27 protein-coding genes and 3 tRNA genes are annotated in these 24,976 nt (G+C 70.0%); 26 read left to right on the forward strand and 4 right to left on the reverse strand.

Annotation, left to right across the window (positions count from 1 at the left end; all coding sequences use genetic code 11):
- Window positions 1-138: 138 nt before the first annotated feature.
- A complete protein-coding gene (locus tag AB0L00_RS01625; protein ID WP_364426962.1) occupies window positions 139-1,266 on the forward strand; it encodes an acyl-CoA dehydrogenase family protein in 1,128 nt (375 codons plus the stop codon).
- Window positions 1,267-1,305: 39 nt separating this feature from the next.
- The gene (locus tag AB0L00_RS01630) at window positions 1,306-1,926 is read left to right on the forward strand and encodes a LysE family translocator (RefSeq protein WP_364426964.1); all 621 of its coding nucleotides are present in this window, start codon (window positions 1,306-1,308) and stop codon (window positions 1,924-1,926) included.
- A 17-nt stretch (window positions 1,927-1,943) separates the two neighbouring features.
- On the opposite strand, the gene AB0L00_RS01635 is transcribed toward AB0L00_RS01630, so the two are convergent.
- Window positions 1,944-3,413: an alpha/beta hydrolase gene (locus AB0L00_RS01635; RefSeq protein WP_364426967.1), complete on the reverse strand. Its 1,470-nt coding sequence runs from the start codon at window positions 3,411-3,413 to the stop codon at window positions 1,944-1,946.
- 270 nt (window positions 3,414-3,683) lie between these two features.
- Between AB0L00_RS01635 and AB0L00_RS01640 the strand changes: the two genes are divergently transcribed.
- The 7 genes from AB0L00_RS01640 (at window position 3,684) to AB0L00_RS01670 (ending at window position 6,804) form a co-directional block, all read left to right on the forward strand.
- Window positions 3,684-3,756, forward strand: a tRNA-Thr gene (locus AB0L00_RS01640).
- A gap of 102 nt (window positions 3,757-3,858) precedes the next feature.
- Window positions 3,859-3,935: transfer RNA gene (locus tag AB0L00_RS01645), tRNA-Met, on the forward strand.
- Between the two features lie 73 nt (window positions 3,936-4,008).
- On the forward strand, window positions 4,009-4,173 hold the full coding sequence (rpmG, locus tag AB0L00_RS01650; RefSeq protein WP_252780260.1) for a 50S ribosomal protein L33: 165 nt from the start codon (window positions 4,009-4,011) through the stop codon (window positions 4,171-4,173).
- Between the two features lie 149 nt (window positions 4,174-4,322).
- The gene (locus AB0L00_RS01655; RefSeq protein WP_364406727.1) at window positions 4,323-4,760 is read left to right on the forward strand and encodes a MaoC family dehydratase N-terminal domain-containing protein; all 438 of its coding nucleotides are present in this window, start codon (window positions 4,323-4,325) and stop codon (window positions 4,758-4,760) included.
- A 1-nt stretch (window position 4,761) separates the two neighbouring features.
- On the forward strand, window positions 4,762-5,187 hold the full coding sequence (locus AB0L00_RS01660) for a MaoC family dehydratase (RefSeq protein WP_364426970.1): 426 nt from the start codon (window positions 4,762-4,764) through the stop codon (window positions 5,185-5,187).
- The gene (locus AB0L00_RS01665; protein ID WP_364426973.1) at window positions 5,187-6,302 is read left to right on the forward strand and encodes a UDP-N-acetylmuramate dehydrogenase; all 1,116 of its coding nucleotides are present in this window, start codon (window positions 5,187-5,189) and stop codon (window positions 6,300-6,302) included. Before AB0L00_RS01660 ends, AB0L00_RS01665 begins: the two co-directional genes overlap by 1 nt.
- Before the next feature lie 172 nt (window positions 6,303-6,474).
- Window positions 6,475-6,804 carry a hypothetical protein gene (locus tag AB0L00_RS01670; RefSeq protein WP_364426975.1) on the forward strand — a complete coding sequence of 110 codons (330 nt, stop codon included), beginning with the start codon at window positions 6,475-6,477 and terminating at the stop codon, window positions 6,802-6,804.
- 203 nt (window positions 6,805-7,007) lie between these two features.
- On the opposite strand, the gene AB0L00_RS01675 is transcribed toward AB0L00_RS01670, so the two are convergent.
- Window positions 7,008-7,928, reverse strand: a complete 921-nt coding sequence (locus AB0L00_RS01675) for a GNAT family N-acetyltransferase (protein ID WP_364426978.1) — start codon at window positions 7,926-7,928, stop codon at window positions 7,008-7,010.
- A 9-nt stretch (window positions 7,929-7,937) separates the two neighbouring features.
- A complete protein-coding gene (locus AB0L00_RS01680; RefSeq protein ID WP_364426980.1) occupies window positions 7,938-8,993 on the reverse strand; it encodes an adenosine deaminase in 1,056 nt (351 codons plus the stop codon).
- Window positions 8,994-9,154: 161 nt separating this feature from the next.
- On the opposite strand from AB0L00_RS01680, the gene AB0L00_RS01685 reads away from it, so the two are divergent.
- From AB0L00_RS01685 to AB0L00_RS01695, 3 genes are all read left to right on the forward strand, one after another.
- Entirely contained in the window at window positions 9,155-10,177 is a 1,023-nt protein-coding gene (locus tag AB0L00_RS01685; RefSeq protein ID WP_364426983.1) for a hypothetical protein, read from the forward strand.
- Between the two features lie 82 nt (window positions 10,178-10,259).
- A complete protein-coding gene (locus AB0L00_RS01690; RefSeq protein WP_364406712.1) occupies window positions 10,260-10,775 on the forward strand; it encodes a SigE family RNA polymerase sigma factor in 516 nt (171 codons plus the stop codon).
- 3 nt (window positions 10,776-10,778) lie between these two features.
- Window positions 10,779-11,528, forward strand: coding sequence for a hypothetical protein (locus AB0L00_RS01695; RefSeq protein ID WP_364426985.1), 750 nt, complete (start codon window positions 10,779-10,781; stop codon window positions 11,526-11,528).
- Between the two features lie 279 nt (window positions 11,529-11,807).
- On the opposite strand, the gene AB0L00_RS01700 is transcribed toward AB0L00_RS01695, so the two are convergent.
- A complete protein-coding gene (locus AB0L00_RS01700; protein ID WP_345352634.1) occupies window positions 11,808-13,010 on the reverse strand; it encodes a pyridoxal phosphate-dependent aminotransferase in 1,203 nt (400 codons plus the stop codon).
- Between the two features lie 188 nt (window positions 13,011-13,198).
- Here AB0L00_RS01700 and AB0L00_RS01705 point away from each other — a divergent pair.
- The 14 genes from AB0L00_RS01705 to AB0L00_RS01770 all read left to right on the forward strand — a co-directional run bounded on the left by AB0L00_RS01705 (window position 13,199) and on the right by AB0L00_RS01770 (window position 24,975).
- Window positions 13,199-13,272, forward strand: a tRNA-Trp gene (locus AB0L00_RS01705).
- 101 nt (window positions 13,273-13,373) lie between these two features.
- Window positions 13,374-13,616, forward strand: coding sequence for a preprotein translocase subunit SecE (gene secE, locus AB0L00_RS01710; protein ID WP_345352637.1), 243 nt, complete (start codon window positions 13,374-13,376; stop codon window positions 13,614-13,616).
- Window positions 13,617-13,664: 48 nt separating this feature from the next.
- The gene (nusG, locus tag AB0L00_RS01715; protein ID WP_364426988.1) at window positions 13,665-14,396 is read left to right on the forward strand and encodes a transcription termination/antitermination protein NusG; all 732 of its coding nucleotides are present in this window, start codon (window positions 13,665-13,667) and stop codon (window positions 14,394-14,396) included.
- A 156-nt stretch (window positions 14,397-14,552) separates the two neighbouring features.
- The gene (rplK, locus tag AB0L00_RS01720; RefSeq protein ID WP_364426990.1) at window positions 14,553-14,987 is read left to right on the forward strand and encodes a 50S ribosomal protein L11; all 435 of its coding nucleotides are present in this window, start codon (window positions 14,553-14,555) and stop codon (window positions 14,985-14,987) included.
- Window positions 14,988-15,176: 189 nt separating this feature from the next.
- Complete coding sequence (gene rplA, locus AB0L00_RS01725) at window positions 15,177-15,902, forward strand: 50S ribosomal protein L1 (RefSeq protein WP_364426993.1); 726 nt, start codon at window positions 15,177-15,179, stop codon at window positions 15,900-15,902.
- A 245-nt stretch (window positions 15,903-16,147) separates the two neighbouring features.
- Window positions 16,148-16,984 carry an LppX_LprAFG lipoprotein gene (locus AB0L00_RS01730; RefSeq protein ID WP_364426996.1) on the forward strand — a complete coding sequence of 279 codons (837 nt, stop codon included), beginning with the start codon at window positions 16,148-16,150 and terminating at the stop codon, window positions 16,982-16,984.
- A 386-nt stretch (window positions 16,985-17,370) separates the two neighbouring features.
- A complete protein-coding gene (rplJ, locus tag AB0L00_RS01735) occupies window positions 17,371-17,946 on the forward strand; it encodes a 50S ribosomal protein L10 (RefSeq protein ID WP_364406690.1) in 576 nt (191 codons plus the stop codon).
- 74 nt (window positions 17,947-18,020) lie between these two features.
- The gene (gene rplL / locus AB0L00_RS01740; protein ID WP_345352655.1) at window positions 18,021-18,407 is read left to right on the forward strand and encodes a 50S ribosomal protein L7/L12; all 387 of its coding nucleotides are present in this window, start codon (window positions 18,021-18,023) and stop codon (window positions 18,405-18,407) included.
- A 446-nt stretch (window positions 18,408-18,853) separates the two neighbouring features.
- Window positions 18,854-19,876: an ABC transporter ATP-binding protein gene (locus AB0L00_RS01745; RefSeq protein ID WP_364426999.1), complete on the forward strand. Its 1,023-nt coding sequence runs from the start codon at window positions 18,854-18,856 to the stop codon at window positions 19,874-19,876.
- A complete protein-coding gene (locus tag AB0L00_RS01750; protein ID WP_345352660.1) occupies window positions 19,876-20,670 on the forward strand; it encodes an ABC transporter permease in 795 nt (264 codons plus the stop codon). Before AB0L00_RS01745 ends, AB0L00_RS01750 begins: the two co-directional genes overlap by 1 nt.
- 86 nt (window positions 20,671-20,756) lie before the next feature.
- Complete coding sequence (locus tag AB0L00_RS01755; RefSeq protein ID WP_364428948.1) at window positions 20,757-21,521, forward strand: ABC transporter permease; 765 nt, start codon at window positions 20,757-20,759, stop codon at window positions 21,519-21,521.
- 50 nt (window positions 21,522-21,571) lie between these two features.
- On the forward strand, window positions 21,572-22,879 hold the full coding sequence (locus AB0L00_RS01760) for an MCE family protein (RefSeq protein WP_364427002.1): 1,308 nt from the start codon (window positions 21,572-21,574) through the stop codon (window positions 22,877-22,879).
- On the forward strand, window positions 22,876-23,895 hold the full coding sequence (locus AB0L00_RS01765; protein ID WP_345352666.1) for an MlaD family protein: 1,020 nt from the start codon (window positions 22,876-22,878) through the stop codon (window positions 23,893-23,895). Before AB0L00_RS01760 ends, AB0L00_RS01765 begins: the two co-directional genes overlap by 4 nt.
- Before the next feature lie 36 nt (window positions 23,896-23,931).
- Entirely contained in the window at window positions 23,932-24,975 is a 1,044-nt protein-coding gene (locus AB0L00_RS01770) for an MCE family protein (RefSeq protein ID WP_364427005.1), read from the forward strand.
- Window position 24,976 lies beyond the last annotated feature (1 nt).

Here is a 24,976-nt window from a genome sequence, read left to right on the forward strand (position 1 = left end):
ATCCCAGGGCGCGGAGTCCGGCCGGTCACCACGTCCCGGTGTGGGCGCTCACAGAGAGTCAGAGCCGACGGCGATCAGAGGGGTGTGCCCGATTACAGTGGTCCCGGACAAGAATCCGATTCGGTTATCGGAGGACGCGTGGACGCCCAGGACTTCGCAGACGTGCTCGACGCCGTACGGACCTTCGTCCGCGAGCGGGTGATCCCGCGCGAGGACGAGATCGAGACCACGGACCGCATCCCGGAGGACCTCCGGCAGGCCGCAGGCGATATGGGCCTGTTCGGCTACGCGCTGCCGGAGGAGTACGGCGGGCTCGGCCTGTCGATGAGCGAGGAGGTGCGGCTCGCGTTCGAGCTCGGGTACGCCAGCCCGGCGTTCCGGTCGATGTTCGGCACGAGCAACGGCATCGCGGGGCAGGTCCTCGTCAAGGCCGGGACCGACGAGCAGCGGGACCGCTGGCTGCCGCGGCTGGCCGCCGGGCAGGCCGTCGGGGCGTTCGCGCTGACGGAGGCCGAGGCGGGCTCGGACCCCAGCACGCTGACGACGAAGGCCGTACGCGACGGCGACCACTACCGGATCGACGGGGCCAAGCGCTTCATCACCAACGCGCCCGAGGCCGACGTGTTCATGGTCTTCGCCCGGACCGGCGGCGAGGGGTCGCGGGGGATCTCGACGTTCATCGTGGAGACGGGCACGCCCGGCCTCACCGTCGGGCCGTCCGACGAGAAGATGGGCCAGCGCGGCGCGCACACGGCCGAGGTCCACCTCGACGGCGTACGGGTCCCGGCGACGGCGATGGTCGGCGAGGAGGGCACCGGGTTCCGCACCGCGATGGCCTCGCTCGCGCACGGCCGGCTGCACATCGCGGCGGTGTGCGTCGGCGTGGCGCAGCGCCTCCTCGACGAGACGGTCGCGTACGCCAAGGATCGGCGCCAGGGCGGCCGGGCGATCGGGGAGTACCAGCTCATCCAGGGACTGATCGCCGACTCGCAGACCGAGCTCTACGCGGGCCGCGCGATGGTGCTGGAGGCGGCGAGGGCGTACGACGCGGGGGAGGACCGCAAGCTCGGCCCCTCCTGCGCGAAGTACTTCTGCTCGGAGATGGCCGGTCGCGTCGCCGACCGCGCCGTCCAGATCTTCGGCGGCATGGGTTACATGCGCGGTGTCGTCGTCGAGCGGCTCTACCGTGACGTGCGCCTGTTCCGGATCTACGAGGGGACGAGCCAGATCCAGCAGGTCGTCATCGCCCGCCACCTGCTCCGCTGACGCGGCGGGCGTGCCGCCAGAATGAGCACCATGCCCGATATGACGACGTATGAGGTTTTCATCGCGACCGCCGTCGGGTTCCTCCTCGTCCCCGGTCCGGCGATCCTCTACACGATCGCCAGGAGCGTGGACCAGGGGCGCGCGGCCGGCCTGGCGTCCGCCGCCGGCCTGTCCACCGGTGACGTCATCCAGGTCGCGGCGGCGACGTTCGGCCTGTCGGCGATCGTCGCCGCCTCCGCCACCGCGTTCACGACGGTGAGGTACCTCGGCGCGGCGTACCTGATCTACCTCGGCGTCCGGCGCGTTCTCAGCCGGGACACGGCGGCGGAACGGCCCGACGGCCGCGCCCGGCTGTCCCGGATCTACGGGCAGGGCGTGCTGGTCAACGCCCTCAACCCGAAGAACGCCCTGTTCTTCCTCGCCTTCCTGCCGCAGTTCGTCAGCGCCGACGCCCCCGCGTGGCCGCAGGTGCTCCTGCTGGGCATGACGTTCGTCGTGTGCGGCGCGGGCGTGCGCGTGATCTACTCCCTCGCCTCGAACGCCGTCGCGCGCCGACTGCCGCGCGGCCGGGCCGGAGGGCGCGCCTCACGGTACGTCTCCGGCGGCCTCTACATCGCGCTCGGCGTCGCCGCGGCCACGACCGGGTCCGCCCGGCGCTGAGCGCGCCCGGAACGGGCTCAGACGGCGGGGCAGCGGGTGCCGCGGCGCGGGACCTCCAGGTCGACGAGGTACCGGTCGACGGCGTTCTCCATGCAGGGGCCGTTCGTGACGCTGCCGTGGCCCCAGCCCTCGTACGTCAGCAGCACGCCCGAGCCGCCGAGCTGCCGCGCCACCGACTCCGCCCACGGGTAGCCGGTGGCGGGGTCGTGCACGGCGTTCGACAGCAGGATCGGCGGCGCACCGCGCGCCGTGAGCCGGTGCTGCGGATCGGCGGTCGGCGAGCCGAGGCACGCCGCCGTCATGTGCAGGGGCAGCAGGTACGGCAGGTCCGGCGCGGTCCGCTCCATCGTGCGGACGAGGGAGGCGTACTCCCGCTGGTCGCGCACGGGAAGATGCCAGTCGGAGCAGAAGATCGGGGTCGTCGTCGGCAGCGCCGCCGGGGAGGTGGGGGCGGCCGGGATCGGCGTGCTCGCCGCCAGGGCGGCGATCTTCTGAGCCAGGCCGGCGAAGTCCGCCCGGTAGAACGACCGGAACGCGATCCCGTTGACCAGGTCCATCGGCGACAGGGCGGTGCCCGGCGCCGTGGGGTTCGCCAGTTCGCCGCGGTCGGCGCGGGCCAGCAGCCCGTGCCAGGCCGCGTGGACGTCCTGGCCGTGCAGCGCGCACTCCGACGCGCGGTCGCACCAGCGCACGAACTCCTCGAAGGAGTCCTGCGCCGCGGCGGCCTGGTCCCGGAGGAAGGCGCGCGTGGTGGGGACGCCGTGGTCCATGACGCTCTCCAGCACCATGGCCCGGACCCGGCGCGGGTAGGTCTCGGCGTACTGCGCGCCGAGCATCGTGCCGTACGAGCTGCCGTGGAAGGTCAGCTTCGCCTCGCCGAGGGCGGCGCGGATGGCGTCCAGGTCGCGGATCGTCTGCGCGGTGTCCAGATGGTCGAACACCGGGCCGGTGCGGGCCCGGCAGTCGGCGCGGAGCCGTTCGTTGTACGCCACGGTGGCCGCGAACCGCGCCTGGGTGTCGATCTTCGGGGACGGGCGCCGGGCGAGCAGCTCCGGGGAGCAGGTCACCGGAGCGCTGCCACCGACGCCGCGCGGATCGAAGCTCACGATGTCGAACCGGGCCCGGACCTCCGGGCTGAACCGGTCGATCCCGGTCACCACCCGGTCCACGCCCGAGTCGCCGGGCCCGCCCGGGCCGAACACCAGCGTGCCGACGCGGGTACCGGGACCGGTGGCCTTGCGGCGCGCCAGCGCCAGACCGAACCTCGGCCCGTCCGGGTGGGCCCAGTCCACCGGCACGGAGAGCGTGGCGCACTCCGCCCCGGAGTACTCCGGATCGCACGGTGCCCAGCGCGGACCGGGCGACGCGTGCGCCGAGGGGACGGCGACCGGACCGGACACGGCCAGAGTGCCCAACGTGAGCACGGCGGCCGCGCCGGCGCGCCGTACGGCGGCCCGAGAGCGTGCGAGCCTGCCTGTCAGGACCAAGGGACATCCCTTCTGAGCGGACGCCGACGTACGGCGTCCGGAGCGACGTGGGACCCGGCCGGGAACCTGCGGACCTTGATCACGTTAGGGCCGGGATCGCCGCCGTCGCCGGGCTCTCAGGGACAGGTCAGGGTCGGCTCAGGGACAGGTCAGGGGCGGTCGTGAGGGCTCTGCGGGGGACCCGGACGGCGGGCGGTGAGCGGGGGCGGCGAATCGATTTCGTGTCGGAGCCGCGCAGCGTGTATGGTTACGGAGCGCGGAAGGGCGCACGCCCCCTTAGCTCAGTCGGCAGAGCGTCTCCATGGTAAGGAGAAGGTCTACGGTTCGATTCCGTAAGGGGGCTCTAGCAGCCGATATCCCGGTCCGCCGCAGTGGGCCGGGGTTTCGTCTGTTCGGGTACGCACGGAGAGTCCGGTATTCTTTTCTCCGGTCGTCCCGACCACGCGGCGGAGTAGCTCAGTCAGGCAGAGCAAGCGGCTCATAATCGCTGTGTCGCCGGTTCAAGTCCGGCCTCCGCTACCACCTCACCGCCTCCCCTCTCGCAGGGGAGCGGTAGGTCGCTGTCCAGTGTCCCTCACCAGAAAGGCACTCCCTCGTGGCTGCCACCGACGTACGGCCAAAGATCACGCTGGCCTGCCAGGAGTGCAAGCACCGCAACTACATCACGCGGAAGAACCGGCGTAACGACCCGGACCGCCTCGAGCTGAAGAAGTACTGCCCGAACTGCCGCAAGCACCAGGCGCACCGCGAGACCCGCTGACGCGGGAGCGGGCTCGCCGGTCGGCGTTCCCTGACGTTCGCAGCCCGTCCCGGCCTGGTCGCCGGGGCGGGCTGAAGCGCGTCTGTTAACGTCGCAGCATCGATCACCTGGCGCGGACGCGGGTACTCCCCGGGGAAGGGACGGATTGAATGGCGCTCAACCGCGATTTCATCGGGCGGGCGTTCCCGCCGTCGGAGCCGTACGAGGTCACCCGGCTGAAGATCCGGGAGTTCGCGGACGCCATCGGCGACCTGAACCCGATCTACCGTGACCCGGAGGCGGCCAAGACCGCCGGGCACCCCGACGTGATCGCGCCGCCGACCTTCCCCATCGCCATCTCGATCATGGGCTCGTCCCTGACCGACCCCGAGCTCGGCCTCAACTACGCGATGGTCGTCCACGGCGAGCAGCGGTTCGAGTACCACCGGCCCCTGCACGCGGGCGACGTCGTCACGGCCGAGTCGACGATCGCCGGCATCCGCTCCATCGGGCGCAACGAGCGCCTCGACCTGCAGACCGTGATCAAGACGGTCGACGGCGAGCACGTGTGCACGGCCCACAACGTCATCATCGAGCGAGGTGCCTGACATGACCGCCACGGTGAAGTACGACGAGGTCGAGGTCGGCCAGGAGCTCCCCGCCAGGACCTACCCGGTGCAGCGCGTCGACCTGGTGAAGTACGCCGGCGCGTCCGGTGACTTCAACCCGATCCACTGGGACGAGCCGTTCGCCAAGTCCGTCGGCCTGCCCGACGTGATCGCGCACGGCATGTTCACGATGGCGCAGGGCGGCCGGTACGTCACCGACTGGGCCGGCGACCCGGGCGCGGTCGTGGACTACGGCGTGCGGTTCTCCTCGATGGTCGTCGTGCCGCACGACGACGGCACCGAGATCGAGATCAGCGGTGTGATCGAGGACAAGCTCGACGACAACAGGGTCGTGGTCGCGCTGACCGCCCGGTCGGGCGGCCAGAAGGTCCTCACCCGCGCCAAGGCCACGGTCCGCCTCGCCTGATGGCGGTCCGCTGCGAGCAGGTCCGCCTCGCGGGCTACACGACACTGCGGCTGGGCGGCCCGGCGCGCTGCTTCGTCGAGGCCACGACGGACGATGAGCTCATCGACGCCGTCGGCCGCGCCGACCGGGAGGGCGAGCCGGTGCTCGTCCTCGGCGGCGGCAGCAACCTCGTGGTCGCCGACGAGGGCTTCGCCGGCACCGCCGTGCACGTCGCCACGCGCGGCGTCACCACGGGGCCCGGCGGGCCCCGGGACGCGGGGCGTGGCGTGACCACGACGCCGGGCGGCTCCCGCGACGGTCGCGTGCTCGTACGCGCCCGCGCGGGCGAGGAGTGGGATCCGTTCGTCGCCCGGTGCGTCGAGGAGGGACTGTCCGGGGTCGAGTGCCTGTCCGGCATCCCCGGCCTGCTCGGCGCCACTCCCATCCAGAACGTCGGCGCGTACGGCCAGGACGTCAGCGAGACGATCGTCGAGGTCCGCGCGTACGACCGCGAACGCGGCGAGGTCGTCGTCCTCGACCGCGACGCCTGCCGGTTCGGGTACCGCAGCAGCGCCTTCAAGGGCGCCCACCGGCATGTCGTGCTGGAGGTGACGTTCGCCCTCGAACACGACGACCTGTCCGCCCCGATCCGGTACGCCGAACTGGCCCGGACGCTCGGGGTCGACCCCGGCGAACGGGTGCCCCTCCGGGACGCCCGCGAGGCCGTCCTCGGCCTGCGCCGGGGCAAGGGCATGGTCCTCGACCCCGCCGACCCCGACACGCGAAGCGCCGGATCGTTCTTCACCAACCCGATCCTGGACCCGGACCAGGTCACCGACCTGGAGAAGCGCGTCGCCGACCGGCTCGGCGCCGGCGCCGTGTTCCCGCGCTATCCGGAGCCGGACGGCCGTACGAAGACCTCGGCCGCCTGGCTGATCGACAAGGCCGGCTTCACCAAGGGGTACGGTCGGGGGCCGGTCCGGATCTCGACCAAGCACGCCCTCGCGCTGACCAACGCCGACGGCGGACGCACCGAGGACCTCCTTGCCCTGGCGCGCGAGGTCCGCGACGGCGTCCGCGCCGCCTTCGGCGTCACGCTCGTCAACGAACCGGTCTTCGTCGGCGTTCGCCTCTGACCGAGCTCGACCACTTTCCGCCGGTCGCCGCCGAGCGGCACTCGAACTCCTTCTGACGACCCTGCTCCGCCCGGCGCGGGTCGGGGGCTTTGACCTGCCGGAAAAATCTTGCCGATGCCGATGCGGTCCACACTGTCTTTCACAAACCCACAACCAAGACACGGGAGACGACATGAACAAGATCGTGACACTCCGGTTCCTGGCCAGCGAAGGCGACGCCGGCCGCGACGCTACCAAGGGCGGCAGCTCCGGGCTCGACCTGGAGGTCGTCGTCGCCGACCGATCCACGCGGCAGAGCGTCGAAGAGCTCATCGGCCGCCTCGACCTCACGTACGAGGGCGACTGGACGGAGGAGGACGGCGGCGTCCACCGGCTGCGCGCCACCATCCGGAACGCGGACCAGGCGGACGAGATGCGCCTGGAGAACGGTCTCGACCGAATCTTGCGGTCGGCGGCTCCCAAAGCCGGCCACTCGGACGGCTACCCGGCCACTTCCTGCTGACGGGAGGGGCTTCAAGGCGGCTACGGGCCGTCAAGGCCGCCGGATCGAGCATCCGGCGGCCTTCTGCATTGACGGTCCCTCCCCACCACGGTCGCCCTCCCCGGGTCGCGGTCGGAGCGCTCGGTGAACGCTCCGCCGGACTGGTACGAACGCTCCGAATCGCTTCCGGAAGGCGCCCTTCGCCGCGCCCTACGCTCGTCCGGTCAGGGGAACAGGACGTGGACGACGTCGTCGATGCGTGTGCCGTCGAGGCGGTCGAAGCGGGACCGCTGAACGCTCTCGCGGACGAACCCGGCCTTCTCCAGCACCCGTTGCGACGCCACATTGTCCGTCATCGTCCCGGCCACGAGCCGCTGCACGCCGACCTCGAAGGCCCAGGCGCTGACGAGCCGTACGGCGCGGGTCGCGACACCCTTGCCGCGGAACTCCGGTCGCATGCTGTAACCGACCATCGCCTGCCGGCTCCACCCCTCGTTGTAGAGGCTGATGTCCCCGGCGAACGCGTCGCCGACCCTGATCACGAACTCCGCGCGGTGGCCCGCCAGCCATTCGCTCGCCGCGTGCTCGCAGCGCCGGGTGATCTCGCCGCGGGGCCGCTCCTGCGTGTAGACGGACCGGTGGCGGACGTCCGGCAGGTTCACCAGCGCCCACATGTCGTCCGCGTCGGCCGGACCGAGCGGGCGCAGGCTCACCTCGCCGTCGCGCAGTTCACCGTTCCGCAGGTCCGGGAGCGGTCGCGGGGCCGGTCCGGGAGGGTCGCCCGGCAGCCAGGCCCAGACGACCTCGTCCGGCCGGCCGCCGCCCTCCGGCCCGCTGCCGCGCCGTACGCACTCGCGCGTGAATCCGCCGTTCAGCGCGACGCGCTGAGAGACCGTGTCGGCGACGTGGGTGACCATCTCCAGCCGTCCCTCGGCCTGCTCGGTGAGCGTCCGCACGGCCTTGCTCGCGACTCCCCGGCGGCGTTCCTCGGGGATCACCCAGACGCTCAGCTCCCGTACGCCGGGCCGGGCCTCGATCAGGCTCAGCCCGCCGGCCAGCCGGTCACCGTCGAGAACGGCGTGCGTGACGGGGATGTACGGGGCCAGCCGTGCGGCCTCTTCGGCAGTCGCGGTACGGAGGATCACGGTGTCCGATCATTCCATTTCGTCCGTGGCCGTGCGGGTCGTTCCGGGCCGAGTCCCGAGCCAGACGTCCACGCCGTCGAGGAGCCGTTTCTGGCTCTCCGCGGGCGCGGCCGAGCCCCGGATCGAGGAGCGCGCCAGCTCGGCCAGCTCCTCGTCGGTGAACCCGTGGTCCCGGCGGGCCAGCTCGTACTGAACGGCCAGCCGCGACCCGAACAGCAACGGGTCGTCGGCGCCCAGCGCGATCGGCACCCCCGCCTCGAACAGGCGCCGTAGCGGCACGTCGCCGGCCGCGCCGTAGACGCCGAGGCCGACGTTGGACGCCGGGCACACCTCGAGGGTGACGCCGCGGGCCGCGACGGTGTCCATGAGGGCCGGATCCTCGACCACGCGCACGCCGTGCCCGATCCGGTCGGCGCCCAGCCCGTCGAGGCAGGCCCGTACGCTCGCCGGCCCGAGGAGCTCGCCGCCGTGCGGCACGGAGAGCAGCCCGGCACGCTTGGCGATGGCGAACGCCCGGTCGAAGTCGTACGCCCGGCCACGTCGCTCGTCGTTGGACAGCCCGAAGCCGACGACCCCGCGCCCGGCGTACTGGGCGGCGAGCCGCGCCAGCGTGCGGGCGTCGAGGGGATGCCGGGTGCGGTTGGCCGCGATGATCACGCCGATGCCGACCCCGGTGTCCGCGGCGGCCTCCCGTGTCGCGTCCATCACCAGGTCGGTGAAGGCCGTCACCCCGCCGAACCGGCCGGCGTACCCGCTCGGGTCCACCTGGATCTCCAGCCAGCCGGAGCCCTCCGCGGCCTCGTCCTCGGCCGCCTCGCGCAGCAGCCGCCGTACGTCGTCCTCGTCGCGCAGCACCGAACGGGCGATGTCGTACAGGCGCTGAAACCGGAACCAGCCGCGTTCGTCCGTGGCGCGCAGCCGGGGAGGCCACTCCTCGACGAGGGCGTCGGGCAGGTGCACGCGGTGCTTGTCGGCGAGCTGGACGAGCGTGCTGTGCCGCATCGAGCCGGTGAAGTGGACGTGCAGATGGGCCTTGGGCAGAGCGGTGATGGGACGGGCCTCCATGCACCGATCTTGCCGTATGCGCTGCTCGGGCCTGCGGCGACCTCCCCCGAACGGCATGGATGCACGGCCGCGGAAAAAAGTTTGAGAAGCCGTGCAACCCCCCGTGGGACCCACGCGTATATGAGGGGCGCGAGAGTCAAACAGCGCTGAAAGGGATAGACGTGATCCTGAACCTGAAGCTGGCTGCACTGGCCACCGGCGCCGCGGGCGCCATCGCCGCCGGCGGCGTCGCCTACGCGACCGTGGGGAGCAGCTCGCCGGCGCCGTCCGCCAAGCCGGTCGCGGACACGGCGAAGAAGGTCGCCCAGCAGGCCGAGGCCGCGGCCCCCACCGCCGCGCCGACCTGCGTGACCGTGCCCCAGACCAAGCTGCCGAAGGGCAAACTGCCGAAGGGCGAGGTGCCCAAGGCCGAGGTGCCCAAGGCCGAGGTGCCCAAGGCCGAGCTGCCCAAGGACAAGCTCCCCAAGGCCGAGCTGCCGAAGACCGGCGAGAAGCCGAACCTGCCGCTGCCCGCGGACAAGGCCGAGGCTCCGGCGACCGTGCCCACCGGCAAGGTGAAGGCCCCTGAGGGCCTGCCGACCGACAAGGCGAAGGTCCCGGCCGCCAAGCTCCCGGACGCGAAGGTCCCGGCCGCCAAGCTCCCGAACGGCAAGGTTCCGACCAACCTGCCGACCTGCGCGCCCGGCACGACCCAGACCACCCAGAACACGCCGAAGTCCGACACCCCCGTGGCGAAGCCGGGTCTGCCGAAGGTCGGCGTTCCCGAGGCCAAGCTGCCGTCCTGCGACTCGGTCCCGGCCGTGATCAAGACCACGCACTCCAAGGCGAAGGACATCACGCTGCCCACCGGCCTGAGCCTCGCCACCACCCACACCCACACGGTCACGGTCCAGAGCGGCAAGATCTGCGCCGTCACGCAGAAGTTCGCGGCCGCGGGCGGCAAGTACCTCACGGTGGAGCGGCTGAACGTTCCGCCGCAGGTCACGGCCAAGGAGCTGGCGGCGGACCTGAAGCTGCCCGAGGGCAACCTGGTCTCGGCCGAGGGCACCCAGACGTGGCAGAGCCCGCTGAGCACCGGCATGCTGTGGATCTCGGACAAGGGTTACGCGATCTACCTGACCGGGAGCCCCGCCTACTCGGCTCAGCTTCCGGCGATCGCCACGCAGCTGCGGCAGCTGCACTGAGGCTCGGCGCGGGTGGCCCCTGCGCGGTGGGCCACCCGCGACCGATTCACATGAATAACGGGCCTACGACGGACGGAGTGCCTTGGCGCGTCGAGATGACGAGTCATTCGTCGAGTTCGTGGCGCAGCGTGGGACGGCGCTGCTTCGGACCGCCCAGCTGCTGTGCGGGGCGCGGACGGATGCGGAGGATCTGCTGCAGACGGCCCTGGAGAAGGCATATCGGCACTGGGGCAGGATGAGACCCGACGCCGATCCAGAGCCGTATGTCAGGAAGATCCTGGTCAACCTGTCCGTCAGCCGGGCCAGACGATGGCGGGTGCTGCGGGAGGTCCAGATGGCCGCCCCGCCGGAGACGCCGACGGCGTCCGAGGCGGGCACCGTCGAGCTGCGCGGCGTGCTCATCGAGGAGCTGAGGCGCCTCGGCCCGCGTCAGCGGGCCGTGCTGGTCCTGCGGTACTGGGAGGACATGTCCGAGGCGGAGACGGCCGCCATGCTCGGCTGCTCGGTCGGCACCGTCAAGAGTCAGGCCGCGCGGGGTCTCGCCCGTCTCCGCGAACGAATGGGAAAGTCCGCACAGGCGGCGGCGTCAAGGGGGTGAACCATGGATCTGGAGGACGAGCTCCGGCAGGCCATGGCGGAGCATGTCACGGGGATGTCCGCGCCCGGCACGCTGGCGCATGAGGCGAAGCGCCGCCATCAGCGGACAGTACGGCGGCGGGCGACCGTCGCGGTGGCGGCGGCCGGGGTCGTGGTCGCCATCGCGGTGATCCCGACCTATCAGGCGATCCGCCCGCAACCCGTCAGCGCTCCGGGACCCGAGGGGCGGCACCACGGGACAGGCGGGGCCACGACGACCGGGTCCGCCGCGCCGTCGCCGTCGGCGGCGCGGAGCAGCGGCTCCACGGCGCCGTCCGCCGGCCCGTCCGCCACGACCCGCCCGGGGTCGCGGCCGTCGCGGCATCCGAGCAACGGTACGCACGGCACCGTGCCGGACATCGGCAGGGCGCTGCTGGCGTACCTCCCCGCGGGCATCGACCCGCACGACACCTGCCACACCGCGAGCACCGGCGCCCGCCGCACCACGACCTGCCGCTGGACCGGCCCGGCCGGCTGGATCGAGGTACGACTCGTGCGCGACGACACGCTCAAGGGACCCGGCGACATGGGGTTCACGCCGTCCGCGGCGCAACACACCGAGGTGCACGGCCATACCGCCCTGCGCGCCGCCGCGAGCGCGACGTTCGGCCAGGTCATGTGGATCGAGCGGTCGGGGCTCGGCGTCTGGGTCGGGGTCGGCCCGACGCTCGGCACCCACCTCATGCGGGTCGCCGAGGGCGTCCGCGTCGACTGAACCCCGCCGACCGAGCTCGACTGGAGACCGGTCGGCTGGAAAGACCGATCGGCTAGGGAAGGCCGACCGGCTGGGGAGACCGGCCGGCCGACCCGGGGGGCGGCCGGGCGGGGGATGAGGCCGGGGGCGATCGAGTAGTCGGCCGGGGTCGACTCGGCCCGCCCCGAGTCGACCCCGGCCGGCGCTGCGGCGCGGCCGGTCGCAGCGGCCGTCAGAGCCATACCGGAGACGCCCCACGAGCACCGTGGCACTCGTGGGGCGTCGTGGTGTCCTTCAGGGTCAGTGGGCCTCGGACAGCAGCTTGGCCACGCGGCCGACGCCTTCGGCCAGGTCCTCGTCGCCGAGCGCGTAGGACAGGCGGAAGTAGCCCGGCGTGCCGAACGCCTCGCCGGGGACCAGGGCCACCTCGGCCTCCTCAAGGATCAGGGCGGCCAGCTCGACGGAGGTCTGCGGGCGCTTGCCGCGGATCTCCTTGCCCAGCAGCTCCTTGACCGACGGGTAGGCGTAGAAGGCGCCCTTCGGCTCGGGGCACAGGACGCCGGGGATGTCGTTCAGCATCCGCACCATCGTCTTGCGGCGCCGGTCGAACGCCGTGCGCATCTCCGCGACGGCGGACAGGTCACCGGACACCGCGGCGAGCGCCGCGGCCTGTGAGACATTGGCCACATTCGAGGTCGCGTGCGACTGAAGGTTCGTCGCGGCCTTCACGACGTCCTGCGGGCCGATCAGCCAGCCCACGCGCCAGCCGGTCATCGCGTAGGTCTTGGCCACTCCGTTGAGCACGAGGGTGCGGTCGGCCAGCTCCGGCACGACCACCGGCATCGAGGAGAACTCCGCGTCGCCGTAGACCAGGTGCTCGTAGATCTCGTCGGTGACGACCCACAGGCCGTGCTCGGCGGCCCAGCGACCGATCTCGGCGACCTGCTCGCGGGTGTACACCGCGCCGGTCGGGTTGGACGGGGAGACGAACAGCAGCACCTTGGTCCGGTCGGTGCGCGCCTGCTCGAGCTGGTCGACGCTCACCAGGTAGCCGGTGGTCTCGTCGGCGACCACGTCGACCGGTACGCCGCCCGCCAGCTTGATCGACTCGGGGTAGGTCGTCCAGTACGGGGTCGGCACCAGCACCTCGTCGCCCGGGTCGAGCAGCGCGGCGAACGCCTCGTACACCGCCTGCTTGCCGCCGTTGGTGATGAGCACCTGCGACGCCTCGACCTCGTAGCCGGAGTCGCGCCTGGTCTTCTCCGCGACAGCGGCCTTGAGCTCGGGCAGCCCACCGGCCGGCGTGTACTTGTGGAACCGCGGGTTGTGGCACGCCTTGACGGCGGCCTCCACGATGTAGTCCGGAGTCGGGAAGTCGGGCTCGCCGGCGCCGAATCCGATCACCGGACGCCCCGCGGCCTTCAGCGCCTTGGCCTTGGCATCGACGGCGAGCGTCGCGGATTCGGAGATCGCGGCGATCCGAGCGGAGATTCGAGAGCTCATACCGCCTATCGTCGCAGACGGCGCGGCAGGTCTCAGCCCGATATCCCCCTTACGGAGACGGGGCTCCGGAGGGGCGCGGCGGACCTGATCGGCGTTTGGTTCGACGCGGGGGCGGTTTGAGACGTAGACTGCGTGACCTAGTGGCGTCCTGCATGGTTCACGCGTGCCATGATGTGGCGACACTGCGAAGGGCAGTAGCTCAATTGGCCAGAGTCCCGGTCTCCAAAACCGGTGGTTGGGGGTTCGAGTCCCTCCTGCCCTGCGGAATACGGTTCGTGCACGTCGTACGTGCGCGGGCGTACTAAAGCGCACGCCCACACCGGAAGTTCGCGACACAACCGACGAGGGGATGCGTCGACACCAATGGCGACCGAGACGCGCGGCGAGACCGCGACCAAGGACAACGGCAAGTCCGTCAAGAAGCGGACGTCGCCGCTCCTGTTCTACCGCCAGGTGGTCGCTGAGCTTCGCAAGGTCATCTGGCCTACGCGCAACGAGCTCATCACCTACACGACCGTGTCGCTGGTCTTCGTGATCATCGTCGTGGCGATCGTGTTCGGTCTCGACAACGCCTTCTCCTGGGTTGTGCTGAAGCTCTTCGGCTGATCGCGTGCCGGATTCCATCAGCAACCCACACCGAGAGAAAGAGTGACCGTGTCCGAGTCCCCAGAGCTTCACGACGAGGCCATCGAAGAGGCCGAATCGGTGGAAGCGCCGGCTTCGGCCGAGGCTGAGGAAGTCGCCACGGAGTCCGACGAAACGTCCGCCCAAGCGTCCGAAGAGGCGTCCGACGAGGCGTCGGACCCGGTCGAAGAGTTCACCACGCAGCTGCGGCTCCTTCCGGGCGAGTGGTACGTCGTTCACTCGTACGCCGGTTATGAGAACCGCGTGAAGACCAACATCGAGCAGCGCACCCAGTCGCTCAACATGGAGGACTTCATCTTCCAGGTCGAGGTGCCGCAGCACGAGGTCACCGAGGTCAAGGGCGGCAAGCGTCAGAAGGTCAACGAGAAGGTCCTGCCGGGCTACATCCTGGTCCGCATGGAGCTCACCGACGAGTCCTGGGCGGCCGTCCGGAACACGCCGGGCGTGACCGGCTTCGTGGGCCTGTCGAACACCCCGTCGCCGCTGCACCTCCGGGAGGTGGCGACGCTGCTCGCGCCCGAGCCCGAGGAGCAGGCCAAGTCCAAGGAGACGGCGAAGGCCGCGGCCACCGTCGACTTCGAGGTCGGCGAGTCGGTCACCGTCATGGACGGCCCGTTCGCCACGCTGCCCGCGACCGTCAACGAGATCAACGCCGAGGCGCAGAAGCTCAAGGTGCTGGTGTCGATCTTCGGTCGGGAGACTCCGGTCGAGCTGTCCTTCAACCAGGTCTCCAAGATCTGACGACGGAGCACGACGCTCCGGCGCATACGCTCCACAGACGTCCCCGCGTGCCCGCGGGGAAGACGGTCCCAACGCGGTGGTCGACGTTCCATCCGCCGCGTCGCCCGTGTGCACGGGAGTGGGGACCGACGAAGAATCGGAACGAAAGGGTGAGGCATGCCTCCCAAGAAGAAGAAGGTCACCGCGGTCGTCAAGGTCCAGCTGCAGGCCGGACAGGCGACGCCCGCGCCGCCCGTCGGTACCGCGCTCGGTCCGCACGGCGTGAACATCATGGACTTCTGCAAGCAGTACAACGCTGCGACGGAGTCCCAGCGCGGCAACGTCATCCCCGTAGAGATCACCATCTACGAGGACCGTTCGTTCACGTTCGTCACGAAGACCCCGCCGGCCGCGCAGCTGATCAAGAAGGCCGCCGGCGTCGACAAGGGCAGCAGCGAGCCGCACAAGACCAAGGTCGGCTCGATCACCCGCGACCAGCTCCGGGAGATCGCCGCCACCAAGATGCAGGACCTCAACGCCAACTCGCCCGAGCAGGCCGAGAAGATCGTCGCCGGCACCGCCCGCTCGATGGGCATCACGGTCGCCGACTGACCCGCACCCGCCGACGAGCGGGTGTGACGGTAGGCGCCGTGTCCGGCACGGCGCGTGCCGGATGACGGGCTCGGCCGCGGACTCCGCGGGGGCGACGCCCCCGCGGGGAATGCCGTCGGCCCGGCCGAAATCCCATGTGGGAGGGCCGCGCGCAGGCCCGGACCACGAGCTCCAGATCAGGAGAAGAAGATGAAGCGCAGCAAGGCGTATCGCAACGCCGACAACAAGATCGACAAGTCGGCGCTCTACAGCCCGGCCGAGGCCGTGAAGCTGGCCAAGGAGACCTCGCCGACCAAGTTCGACGCCACCGTCGAGGTCGCGTTCCGGCTCGGGGTCGACCCCCGTAAGGCCGACCAGATGGTCCGTGGCACCGTCAACCTGCCGCACGGCACCGGTAAGACCGCCCGCGTGCTGGTCATCACCGGTGGCGCGAAGGCCGACGAGGCCCGCGAGGCCGGCGCCGACCACGTCGGCTCCGACGACATGATCGAGCGGATCCAGGGCGGCTGGCTCGACTTCGACGCCGTCGTGGCGACCCCGGACATGATGGGCAAGGTCGGCCGCCTCGGCCGCGTGCTCGGCCCCCGTGGTCTCATGCCGAACCCGAAGACCGGCACCGTCACCACCGACGTGGCCAAGGCCGTGTCCGACATCAAGGGCGGCAAGATCGAGTTCCGCGTGGACCGCCACGGGAACCTGCACTTCATCGCCGGCAAGACGTCCTTCTCCGAGAAGCAGCTCGTGGAGAACTACGCCGCCGCGCTGGAGGAGATCCTGCGGCTCAAGCCGTCGGCGGCCAAGGGGCGTTACATCAAGAAGGCGACCCTGAGCACGACGATGGGCCCGGGCATCCCGGTCGACCCGAACGCCACGCGCAACCTCGTCGCGGAGCTGGAAGAGTCCGCGGCGAGCTGACGCGGTGAGCACCGCGGTGAGCTGACGTATCAGCGAAACGCGCGAAGGGGCGTCCCCGTTTCGGGGGCGCCCCTTCGCGTTGCGTCATCCCTCGGTACGACTTACGTCGCACTCGGGCGAATGGGATCTGGTCCCCATGGGGGATGTTTACAAGATCTACGGAGGTAACACTCGATAGTGCTGGAACCAGAGGCGTTCGCGCTCTCATCGAGCCGGGGGCCGTACGCGATACGCAGGAGGGTTCAATGGTTCGTCGATATGCCGTGGGTACAGCCGCCGGTGCCGCCCTGGTCGTTTCTCTCGCCGGGTGCGGGGCCGCCGGGAAGGACGGCGCCGGCGCGGTGAACGTCTCCGCCGCCCAGGCGATCACTCTGGCGGCGCAGAAGACCAGCACCGTCAAGTCGTACAAGGTCGACATCACCGAGAGCGGCAGCGGGAAGGCCGCCTCGAAGGCGCACGGGGTCGTACAGGTGCGGCTCAGCCCCGAGCTCGCCGCGGTCGGCACCCTCGACTCGGCCGGCTTCGGCGGCCGCTCGATGGGGACCGGCCTGCGGGCGATCCTTCTCGGTGACGCCCTTTACGGGAAGGTCCCCTCGCAGCTGTCGCAGTTCGCCGGCGGCAAGCAGTGGGTGAAGTTCTCCGTCTCGCAGGCCGCTCAGCAGGCCGGTGTGAACCTGAACGACATCCTCAAGCAGGCCGACCCCGCGCAGCAGACGAAGATCTTCACCAGCTCGAAGGACGTGCGCAAGGTCGGTACGCAGACCATCAACGGGGCGAAGACCACGCACTACACCGGGACGATCACCGCGCAGGACGCCGCGGCGCAGCTGTCCGGTAAGGCCAAGCAGTCGTTCCAGGACCTCTACCAGAAGAGCGGTGCGAAGAAGGTCGTGTTCGACCTGTGGGTCGGTTCGGACAACCTGCCGCGCAAGCTGACGGCCAAGGGCGCCGAGTCGGGCGGTTCGGCCACCGCCACCATGATCTACAGCAACTTCAACAAGTCGTTCAGCGTGTCCGCGCCGCCGGCGAACCAGGTCGCCGATGGCTCGCAGCTCCTGCAGAACTGGGGCTCCGGCCACTGAGTCCGATAGTGCGGACGGCCCGGCCCCCCGGGCGGTTCGGAATGGTGCGCCCCGCGGCTCGGACGCCGCGGGGCGCACCCTTTTCTCCAGCCCGACGCAGCCCGACGGCCGCCGCGCCACGCCGCTTGGGCGCCGCCCTGGTCCGGGCCGCCGTGGGTGCGGATTTGGCCGTCTCGACGGGATCGCGTACGCTGTTCTACGCCGAAGACCGCCGGTCGTCACCCACGGGGTGACTGAAGGTCCCGCACAGCGGGCGGCCCGCGTAGGTGACATTGAGAGCTGAGACGTGACCCGGTGCTGGTCATGTCATCCGCCCCGTGCGCCTGCGCCGGGGCGTTCGTCGTTTCTCGGGCCTTCTCCACCGGCGCACATCTGGAAGGAGGCCCATGGCGAGGGCGGACAAGGCGGCAGCGGTCGCCGAGCTCAAGAGCGAGTTCGAGAGCTCGAGCGGTGCCGTGCTGACCGAGTACCGCGGGCTCACCGTCGCGCAGATCAGTGAGCTGCGCCGATCGCTCGGTGAGAATGCACGTTTCGCCGTGGTGAAGAACACGCTGACCAAGATCGCCGCGCGCGAGGCCGGGGTCACCGAGGAGCTCGAGCAGCTGCTCCAGGGCCCGTCGGCGATCGCGTTCGTCAAGGGCGATGTGGTCGAGGCCGCCAAGGGCCTGCGTGACTTCGCCAAGGCCAACCCGAACCTGGTGATCAAGGGCGGCGTCGTCGACGGCAAGCCGATGACGTCCGAGGACATCACCACGCTCGCCTCCCTCGAGTCCCGCGAGGTCCTCCTCGCGAAGCTCGCGGGTGCGATGAAGGCGTCGATGGGCAACGCCGCCGCTCTCTTCAACGCCCTGCCGGTCAAGGCCGCTCAGCTGGCCGAGGCCCTGCGGGTCAAGCGCGAAGAGGAAGGCGGGGCCACGGAGGCCGCCGCCGAGGCGCCGGCCGAGACGTCGGACGAGGGTTGATCCCGCGGTCGTAACAGACCTGAATTACCCATCCGCGTGAGCGACGCGGGTTTTCAACAGGAGGAAGCAACACCATGGCGAAGCTCAGCACCGACGAGCTGCTCGACGCGTTCAAGGAGATGACCCTTCTCGAGCTCTCCGAGTTCGTGAAGCAGTTCGAGGACACCTTCGACGTCAAGGCCGCCGCCCCGGTCGCGGTCGCCGCCGCCGCCGGCGTCCCGGGCGCCCCGGCTGAGGCCGTCGAGGAGAAGGACGAGTTCGACGTCATCCTCGAGGCCGCCGGCGACAAGAAGATCCAGGTCATCAAGGAGGTTCGTGGCCTCACGAGCCTGGGTCTCAAGGAGGCCAAGGACCTGGTCGACGGCGCGCCGAAGCCGCTGCTGGAGAAGGTCAACAAGGAGACGGCCGACAAGGCCAAGGAGGCCCTGGAGAAGGCCGGCGCGACGGTCACCGTCAAGTAAGGCGTCTTCTCCACGGCGCTTTCTCAGCGCTCTTGGAGGGCGGTCACCCTACCCGGGTGGCCGCCCTTCGGCGTTGGTGGGCGAGGGTCTTACCTATCAAGCGCTTGGTTGATACGATTCGGACCCATGTACGTGATCATTTCCAGACTGTCCGTAGACGTCTGCCGGGCTCCGCCCGCCGGGCATCCTCTTCACAAGTGAACTGTTGGACCGCTAGTCTCATAAGTCGGTTCTGAGTAACGATCTGCTTACAAGGCAATCTCCGTCCCAGTGGCGATCGTTTTACCTCTTCCATTCGAGCGAGGGATGACTACGGTAGGTGGACGCGGCACGCACGATGGCCCCCGGCCACTGATCAGTGGCTCTGTGTGATCCGGCAACGTAACCCATCGGTAACTCGCTCGTTGTACCGGACACCCATGGGCCGGTTGGACGAAAGGTGACGAGTGGGCGTCGAAATCAGAGTCGAAGGGCTGACCAAGTCCTTCGGGCGTCAGGTCATCTGGGAGGACGTCACCCTGACGCTGCCCGCCGGTGAGATCTCCGTCCTTCTCGGACCCTCCGGAACCGGCAAGTCGGTGTTCCTCAAGACGATGGTCGGCCTGCTCAAGCCGGACCGCGGCCACTGCTGGATCGACGGCAAGGACATGCCGAACCTCCGCGAACACGACATGTACGAGGTGCGGAAGCTGTTCGGCGTCCTGTTCCAGGACGGCGCGCTGTTCGGCTCGATGAACCTCTTCGACAACATCGCCTTCCCGCTGCGCGAGCACACGCGCAAGTCGGAGTCCGAGGTCCGGCGCATCGTCCTGGAGAAGATGGAGATGGTCGGCCTCGGGGGAGCGCAGAACAAGTTCCCCGGCGAGATCTCCGGCGGTATGCGGAAACGGGCCGGGCTCGCCCGCGCGCTCGTGCTCGACCCACAGATCATTCTCTGCGACGAGCCCGACTCCGGCCTGGACCCGGTCCGCACGGTCCTGCTGAACCAACTGATCGTCGACCTCAACGCCGAGATCGAGGCGACGATCCTCATCGTCACCCACGACATCAACACCGCCCGTACGGTGCCGGACAACATCGGCATGCTGTTCCGCCGCGAGCTGGTGATGTTCGGGCCGCGCGAGATGCTGCTGTCGAGCGAGGAGCCGGTGGTCCGGCAGTTCCTCAACGCGCGCAAGGTCGGCCCGATCGGCATGTCCGAGGAGAAGGACCTGTCCGAGCTGGAGGCCGAGGCCCGCCTCGGCCGCGACCCGGGACCGCTGCCGCCGATCCCGCCGCAGCTGATGACCAGCGACGGGCGCCTCCGCCGGACCCAGCACGCTCCCGGTGAGTGGCTGCGCGCGCACGGGGTCACTCCACCGGACGGCTCGTTCATCGACGAGATGGGCCGCGACTGGCTCGAGGAGTGGCCGCGGTACGTCGCCGCCATGTCGGCCGGTGCCGGACAGCATCCCGAAGGGGCGCACTGATGGCGCGCGCCGGCAAGGTGGCCGACGGCGTCGCCAACGCCACGCTGCGCGAGCCCGGCCGCTTCTTCGCCCTGTCGCTGGACACCTTCCGGGCGTTGTTCAAATGGCCGTTCCAGTGGCAGGAGTTCCTGCAGCAGGCGTGGTTCATCGTCAGCGTCACGGTGGCGCCCACCATCATGGTCGCCATCCCGTTCGGCGCGATCCTGTCGTTGCAGGTCGGCAACCTGATCCGGCAGCTCGGCGCGCAGTCCCAGACCGGCTCGACGGCGGTGCTGGCGATCGTCCGGGAGGCCAGCCCGATCGTGACGGCCCTGCTGATCGCGGCGGCGGCCGGCTCGGCGATCTGCGCCGACCTGGGCGCCCGGAAGATCCGGGAGGAGATCGACGCGATGGAGGTGCTCGGCATCAACCCGCTGCACCGCCTCGTGGTGCCGCGCGTGCTGGCCTGCGCGTTCGTCGGGCTCTTCCTCAACGGCATCGTCTCGGTCGTCGGCATCGCCGGCGGCTACGTCTTCAACGTCATGCTGCAGGGCGGCACGCCCGGCGCGTACATCGCCTCGTTCAGCGGCCTGGCGCAGCTCTCCGACCTGTACCAGGCCGAGGTGAAGGCGGTGGTGTTCGGCATCACCGCCGCGCTCGTCGCCTCGTACAAGGGCCTGACCGCCTCCGGCGGCCCGAAGGGCGTCGGTGACGCGGTGAACCAGACCGTGGTCATCGCGGCGATGGCCCTGTTCGTGGAGAACTTCGTGCTCAGCGCGCTGTACTTCCAGCTCGTCCCGCAGAAGGGCATGTGATGGCGGCCGGCACCTGGGGCGGGTTCCGTACCGCCAAGCGCGTCATCGACGCTCCGCTGGAGCGCCTGGAGGGCTTCGGCCACCAGATGGCGTTCTACGTACGGGCGTTCGCGTGGGTCTGGCGGGTCGCGCTGCGCTACAAGAAGGAGGTCATCCGGCTGCTCGCCGAGGTCAGCCTCGGCACCGGCGGCCTGGCCGTCATGGGCGGCAGCGTGGCGATCGTCGGCTTCATGACCTTCTTCACCGGTACCGAGGTCGGCCTGCAGGGCTACAACGCCCTGAACCAGATAGGCAGTGCCGCCTTCAGCGGCTTCGTCTCGGCGTACTTCAACACGCGCGAGCTGGCCCCCACGGTGTCCGCGCTGGCGCTGTCGGCGACGGTCGGCTGCGGCTTCACCGCTCAGCTCGGCGCCATGCGGATCAGCGACGAGATCGACGCGCTCGAGGTCATGGGCGTGCCGTCGCTGCCGTTCCTGGTGACGACGCGCCTGGTGGCCGGCATGCTCGCCGTGATCCCGCTGTACGTCATCGGCCTGCTGGCGTCGTTCGTCGCCACCCGGCTGATGGTGACCGTGTCGTTCGGCCAGTCCAGCGGCACGTACGACCACTACTTCTACCTGTTCCTCCCACCCCACGACGTCCTGTGGTCGTTCGGGAAGGTCCTGGTCTTCGCGATCCTCGTCATGTTGATCCACTGCTACTACGGCTTCAACGCCAGCGGCGGACCGGCGGGCGTGGGCCTGGCGGTCGGCCGCGCCGTCCGTACGAGCCTCGTGGTCGTCAACATCGTGGACCTGCTCATGGGGATGGCGATCTGGGGCGCGACCACCAGCGTACGGATCGCCGGCTGAGACGAGAGGTGTGAGTGCGCGATGACGATTGCTGAGCCGGGGGAGGACTCATGAGCTACACCCCGCCCTTCGGCTCGTGGTCCGAGCGGCTGCGCTACCGCCTGTACGGGCTGGCGTTCGTACTGGTGGTCCTCCTGCTCGTCGTGCTCATGGTGATGCAGTACAACAAGGCGTTCACGCCCGTCTACCACGTCACCGTCGACAGCGACCGGGCCGGCCTGCAGCTGGTCCCGCACTCCGATGTGAAGGTCCGCGGCCTGATCGTCGGGGAGGTCAAGAAGATCCGCCAGACGCAGAACGGCGCGGCGATCGACCTGGCGATCGACCCCGGGAAGGCCCGGCTGATCCCGGCGGCCTCCTCGGCGCGGATGCTGCCCAAGACGGTGTTCGGCGAGAAGTTCGTCGACATCGTCCCCCCGGCGGGCACGCTCGGCGGCCGTCACCTGAAGAACGGCGACGTCATTCCACAGGATCGCTCCACCACCGCCGTGGAGGTCAACCAGGTCCTCAACGACGTCATGCCGATCCTCGACGAGGTCGAGCCGGCCAAGCTCAACGCCACTCTGAACGCCCTGGCCACCGCGCTGCAGGGCCGCGGCGACCAGATCGGTCAGATGCTCGTCGACGCCGACGACTACCTCAAGCGGCTCAACCCGCACCTGCCCACCGTCATCCACGACCTGCGACAGCTCGCCATCGTCAGCGACAACCTGAACGGCGCCGCGCCGGACCTGATCTCGATCATGCAGAACCTCCAGACGACGAACCGCACGATCGTCGACAAGGAGCCCCAGCTCGTCGCGGCGCTCGACAAGGGCATCGGCCTCACCGGCCAGGCCACGGAGTTCACCGCCGACAACGAGCCCCGCCTCGTTGGGGCGATGATCGCCAACCGGAAGGCGCTCGCGCTGGTGGCCAAGTACTCCCCGGGCGTGCCGTGCGTGTTCCAGGGCATGGCCAAGCTGACGCCCCGGCTGATCGACGCGATGGGCGGCCGCCAGCCGGGCGTGCACGTCACGCTGGAGCTGGTCAAGCCGCGTCCCGGGTACAAGCCGGGACTGGACCGCCCGGAGTTCAAGGACTACCGCAACCCCCGCTGCTACGGCCTGCCGAACCCGAAGGTGCCGTTCCCGCAGTATCAGGAGCTCGACGGGACCGAGGACGACCAGTGGTGGGCGGGCGGCGCGGGCCGCTCCCTGTCGAGCGTCCTGGTCAAGCCGGGCAGCTCCACGGACGACGACTCGCTGCTCAAGAGCCTGATGGGACCGGCCATGGGCACCAGCGCCGGCCAGGTCTCCGACCTCGCCACGCTGCTGTACAAGCCCGCCGCCAACGGAATGGTGGTGACCGTCAAGTGAAGACCACCTCGGCGGCGATCAAGCTGATCATCTTCGCGGTGATCGCCACGCTCGCCACGGCGGTGCTCGCCGTCACCATCTCCAACACCCAGTTCGTGCCGAGCCGGAACTACAACCTGATCTTCACGGACGCGGCGGGGCTCAACACCGGCGACGAGGTCCGGATCGCCGGCGTACGCGTCGGGGAGGTCAAGGGGATCAAGCTCTACCAGGGGCACCTGGCCAAGGTCACGGTCTCGGTGGTCGACGACCAGACCCTGCCCCGCAGCACGCAGGCCCAGCTGCGGTACCGCAACCTGATGGGCCAGCGGTACATCTCGCTGACCGAGGGCTCCGGGCAGGGCGGCACGCTGCCGACCGGCGGGACGATCCCGAAGGAGCAGACCCAGCCGGCGCTGGACCTGACCGCGCTGTTCAACGGCTTCCGGCCGCTGCTGCGGGCCATCAAGCCGCAGGACGTCAACCAGCTCGCGTACCAGATCATCCAGGTGCTGCAGGGCGAGGGCGGGACCGTCAACGGGCTGCTCGCGCACGTCGCCTCCCTGACCGAGACCCTCGGCAACCGCGACGAGGTCATCGGCCGGGTGATCGACAACCTCGACAAGGTGATCGCCACGATCGACTCGCGCGACGAGGAGGTCTCCGGGCTCATCACCAACCTGAAGAGCCTGGTGTCCGGGCTGTCCGGCGATCGGCACGCGATCGGCGAGTCGCTGGTCAGCGTCAACCAGCTCATCTACACGACCAACGGTCTGCTCACGGACGTGCGCCCGTCGGTCAAGGCCGACATCGCCACGCTCGGCCACCTGTCGAAGGTGCTCGCGGCCAACGGCGGCGAGCTGGACAAGGCGTTCGCCGCGATGCCGACCAACTTCATGCTGCTCGACCGCGCCGCGTCGTACGGCTCCTGGTTCAACTTCTACCTGTGCAGCCTGGACGCGCGGATCGGGCTGCCGGGCCAGGTCTCCTTCAACACTCCGCAGATCCTGAACGAGAGTCCCCGGTGCAAGGGGTGATCAGGTGAACGAGGCAGCGACGAGGGGAGTGGAACGGTGAGAGTCTCCTTCCGGGACCGGGACCCCCTGACGATGGGGATCATCGGCATGTCGTCGGTGGCCCTCCTCGTGTTCGCGGCGTTCAACCTGACGCTCCTCGAGGGCGGAACGACGTACCACGCGGCGTTCACCGAGGCCAGCGGCCTCAAGCCGAACGAAGAGGTGCGCGTCGCCGGCGTCAAGGTCGGCAAGGTCAAGAGCGTCGCGCTGGAGGGCGACCACGTGCGGGTCGGCTTCACCGCCGGCTCCCACGTCCGCTTCGGCACCCGGTCGCAGGTCCGGATCAAGATCTCCACGTTGCTGGGCGCGCACTACCTCGAGGTCGATCCGAGGGGCGACCGCCGCCAGTCGCCGCACACCGAGATCCCCACCTCGCGCACCGCCCCGTCGTACGAGGTCGTCCCCGCCCTGCAGGACCTGTCCGGGCAGCTCCAGAAGATCGACGTCCCGCAGCTCGCCACGGCGCTGAACACCCTGAACCAGACGCTGCAGTACTCCCCGGACAACGTACGCCGGACGCTGAGCGGCCTGCAGAAGATCTCCCGGGCCATCTCCTCCCGCGACGACGAGCTGACCAGCCTCCTCGGACACACCCGAAGCCTCACCGGCCTGCTGGCCGACCGCAGCGGCGACCTCGCGCAGTTGGTGTCGAGCGGCGGCCTGCTGCTGCAGGAGCTCAACGACCGGCGGCAGGTGATCACTTCGCTGCTGTCCGGCACGGTCAGCCTCTCGAACCAGATCACCGGGACGATCGAGGAGAACCGCGCCACGCTGAACCCCGCGATGCGGCACCTGCACAGCGTCGTGAACATCCTGCTGCGCAACCAGAACAACCTCGACAAGGCGGTCAAGACCTTGGGCCCCTTCGTCAGCGTCTCCGCCGACGCCACCGCCCAGGGCCGGTGGTTCGACGGCTACCTGCAGAACCTGATCCCGCTCCCGCTCGCGATCGGCCCGGCCCAGCCGGCGACCGGTGACGACGCGAGCGGGTCCGGCAAGCGCACGCCCAGCGGTACGCCCACGTCCGGCACGGGCCGTTGAG

This window comes from Actinoallomurus sp. NPDC052308 (assembly GCF_040679195.1).
GTDB lineage: Bacteria > Actinomycetota > Actinomycetes > Streptosporangiales > Streptosporangiaceae > Actinoallomurus > Actinoallomurus liliacearum.

Coding starts and splice junctions, on each gene's coding strand:
- AB0L00_RS01630 (WP_364426964.1), top strand. CDS start 1,306: ATGACGACGTATGAGGTTTTCATCGCGACCGCCGTCGGGTTCCTCCTC.
- AB0L00_RS01760 (WP_364427002.1), top strand. CDS start 21,572: ATGAGCTACACCCCGCCCTTCGGCTCGTGGTCCGAGCGGCTGCGCTAC.
- rplA (WP_364426993.1), top strand. CDS start 15,177: ATGAAGCGCAGCAAGGCGTATCGCAACGCCGACAACAAGATCGACAAG.
- rplJ (WP_364406690.1), top strand. CDS start 17,371: ATGGCGAGGGCGGACAAGGCGGCAGCGGTCGCCGAGCTCAAGAGCGAG.
- secE (WP_345352637.1), top strand. CDS start 13,374: ATGGCGACCGAGACGCGCGGCGAGACCGCGACCAAGGACAACGGCAAG.
- AB0L00_RS01665 (WP_364426973.1), top strand. CDS start 5,187: ATGGCGGTCCGCTGCGAGCAGGTCCGCCTCGCGGGCTACACGACACTG.
- AB0L00_RS01750 (WP_345352660.1), top strand. CDS start 19,876: ATGGCGCGCGCCGGCAAGGTGGCCGACGGCGTCGCCAACGCCACGCTG.
- AB0L00_RS01755 (WP_364428948.1), top strand. CDS start 20,757: ATGGCGTTCTACGTACGGGCGTTCGCGTGGGTCTGGCGGGTCGCGCTG.
- AB0L00_RS01660 (WP_364426970.1), top strand. CDS start 4,762: ATGACCGCCACGGTGAAGTACGACGAGGTCGAGGTCGGCCAGGAGCTC.
- rplK (WP_364426990.1), top strand. CDS start 14,553: ATGCCTCCCAAGAAGAAGAAGGTCACCGCGGTCGTCAAGGTCCAGCTG.
- AB0L00_RS01680 (WP_364426980.1), bottom strand. CDS start 8,993: ATGGAGGCCCGTCCCATCACCGCTCTGCCCAAGGCCCATCTGCACGTC.
- AB0L00_RS01730 (WP_364426996.1), top strand. CDS start 16,148: ATGGTTCGTCGATATGCCGTGGGTACAGCCGCCGGTGCCGCCCTGGTC.
- AB0L00_RS01700 (WP_345352634.1), bottom strand. CDS start 13,010: ATGAGCTCTCGAATCTCCGCTCGGATCGCCGCGATCTCCGAATCCGCG.
- AB0L00_RS01695 (WP_364426985.1), top strand. CDS start 10,779: ATGGATCTGGAGGACGAGCTCCGGCAGGCCATGGCGGAGCATGTCACG.
- AB0L00_RS01655 (WP_364406727.1), top strand. CDS start 4,323: ATGGCGCTCAACCGCGATTTCATCGGGCGGGCGTTCCCGCCGTCGGAG.
- rplL (WP_345352655.1), top strand. CDS start 18,021: ATGGCGAAGCTCAGCACCGACGAGCTGCTCGACGCGTTCAAGGAGATG.
- AB0L00_RS01670 (WP_364426975.1), top strand. CDS start 6,475: ATGAACAAGATCGTGACACTCCGGTTCCTGGCCAGCGAAGGCGACGCC.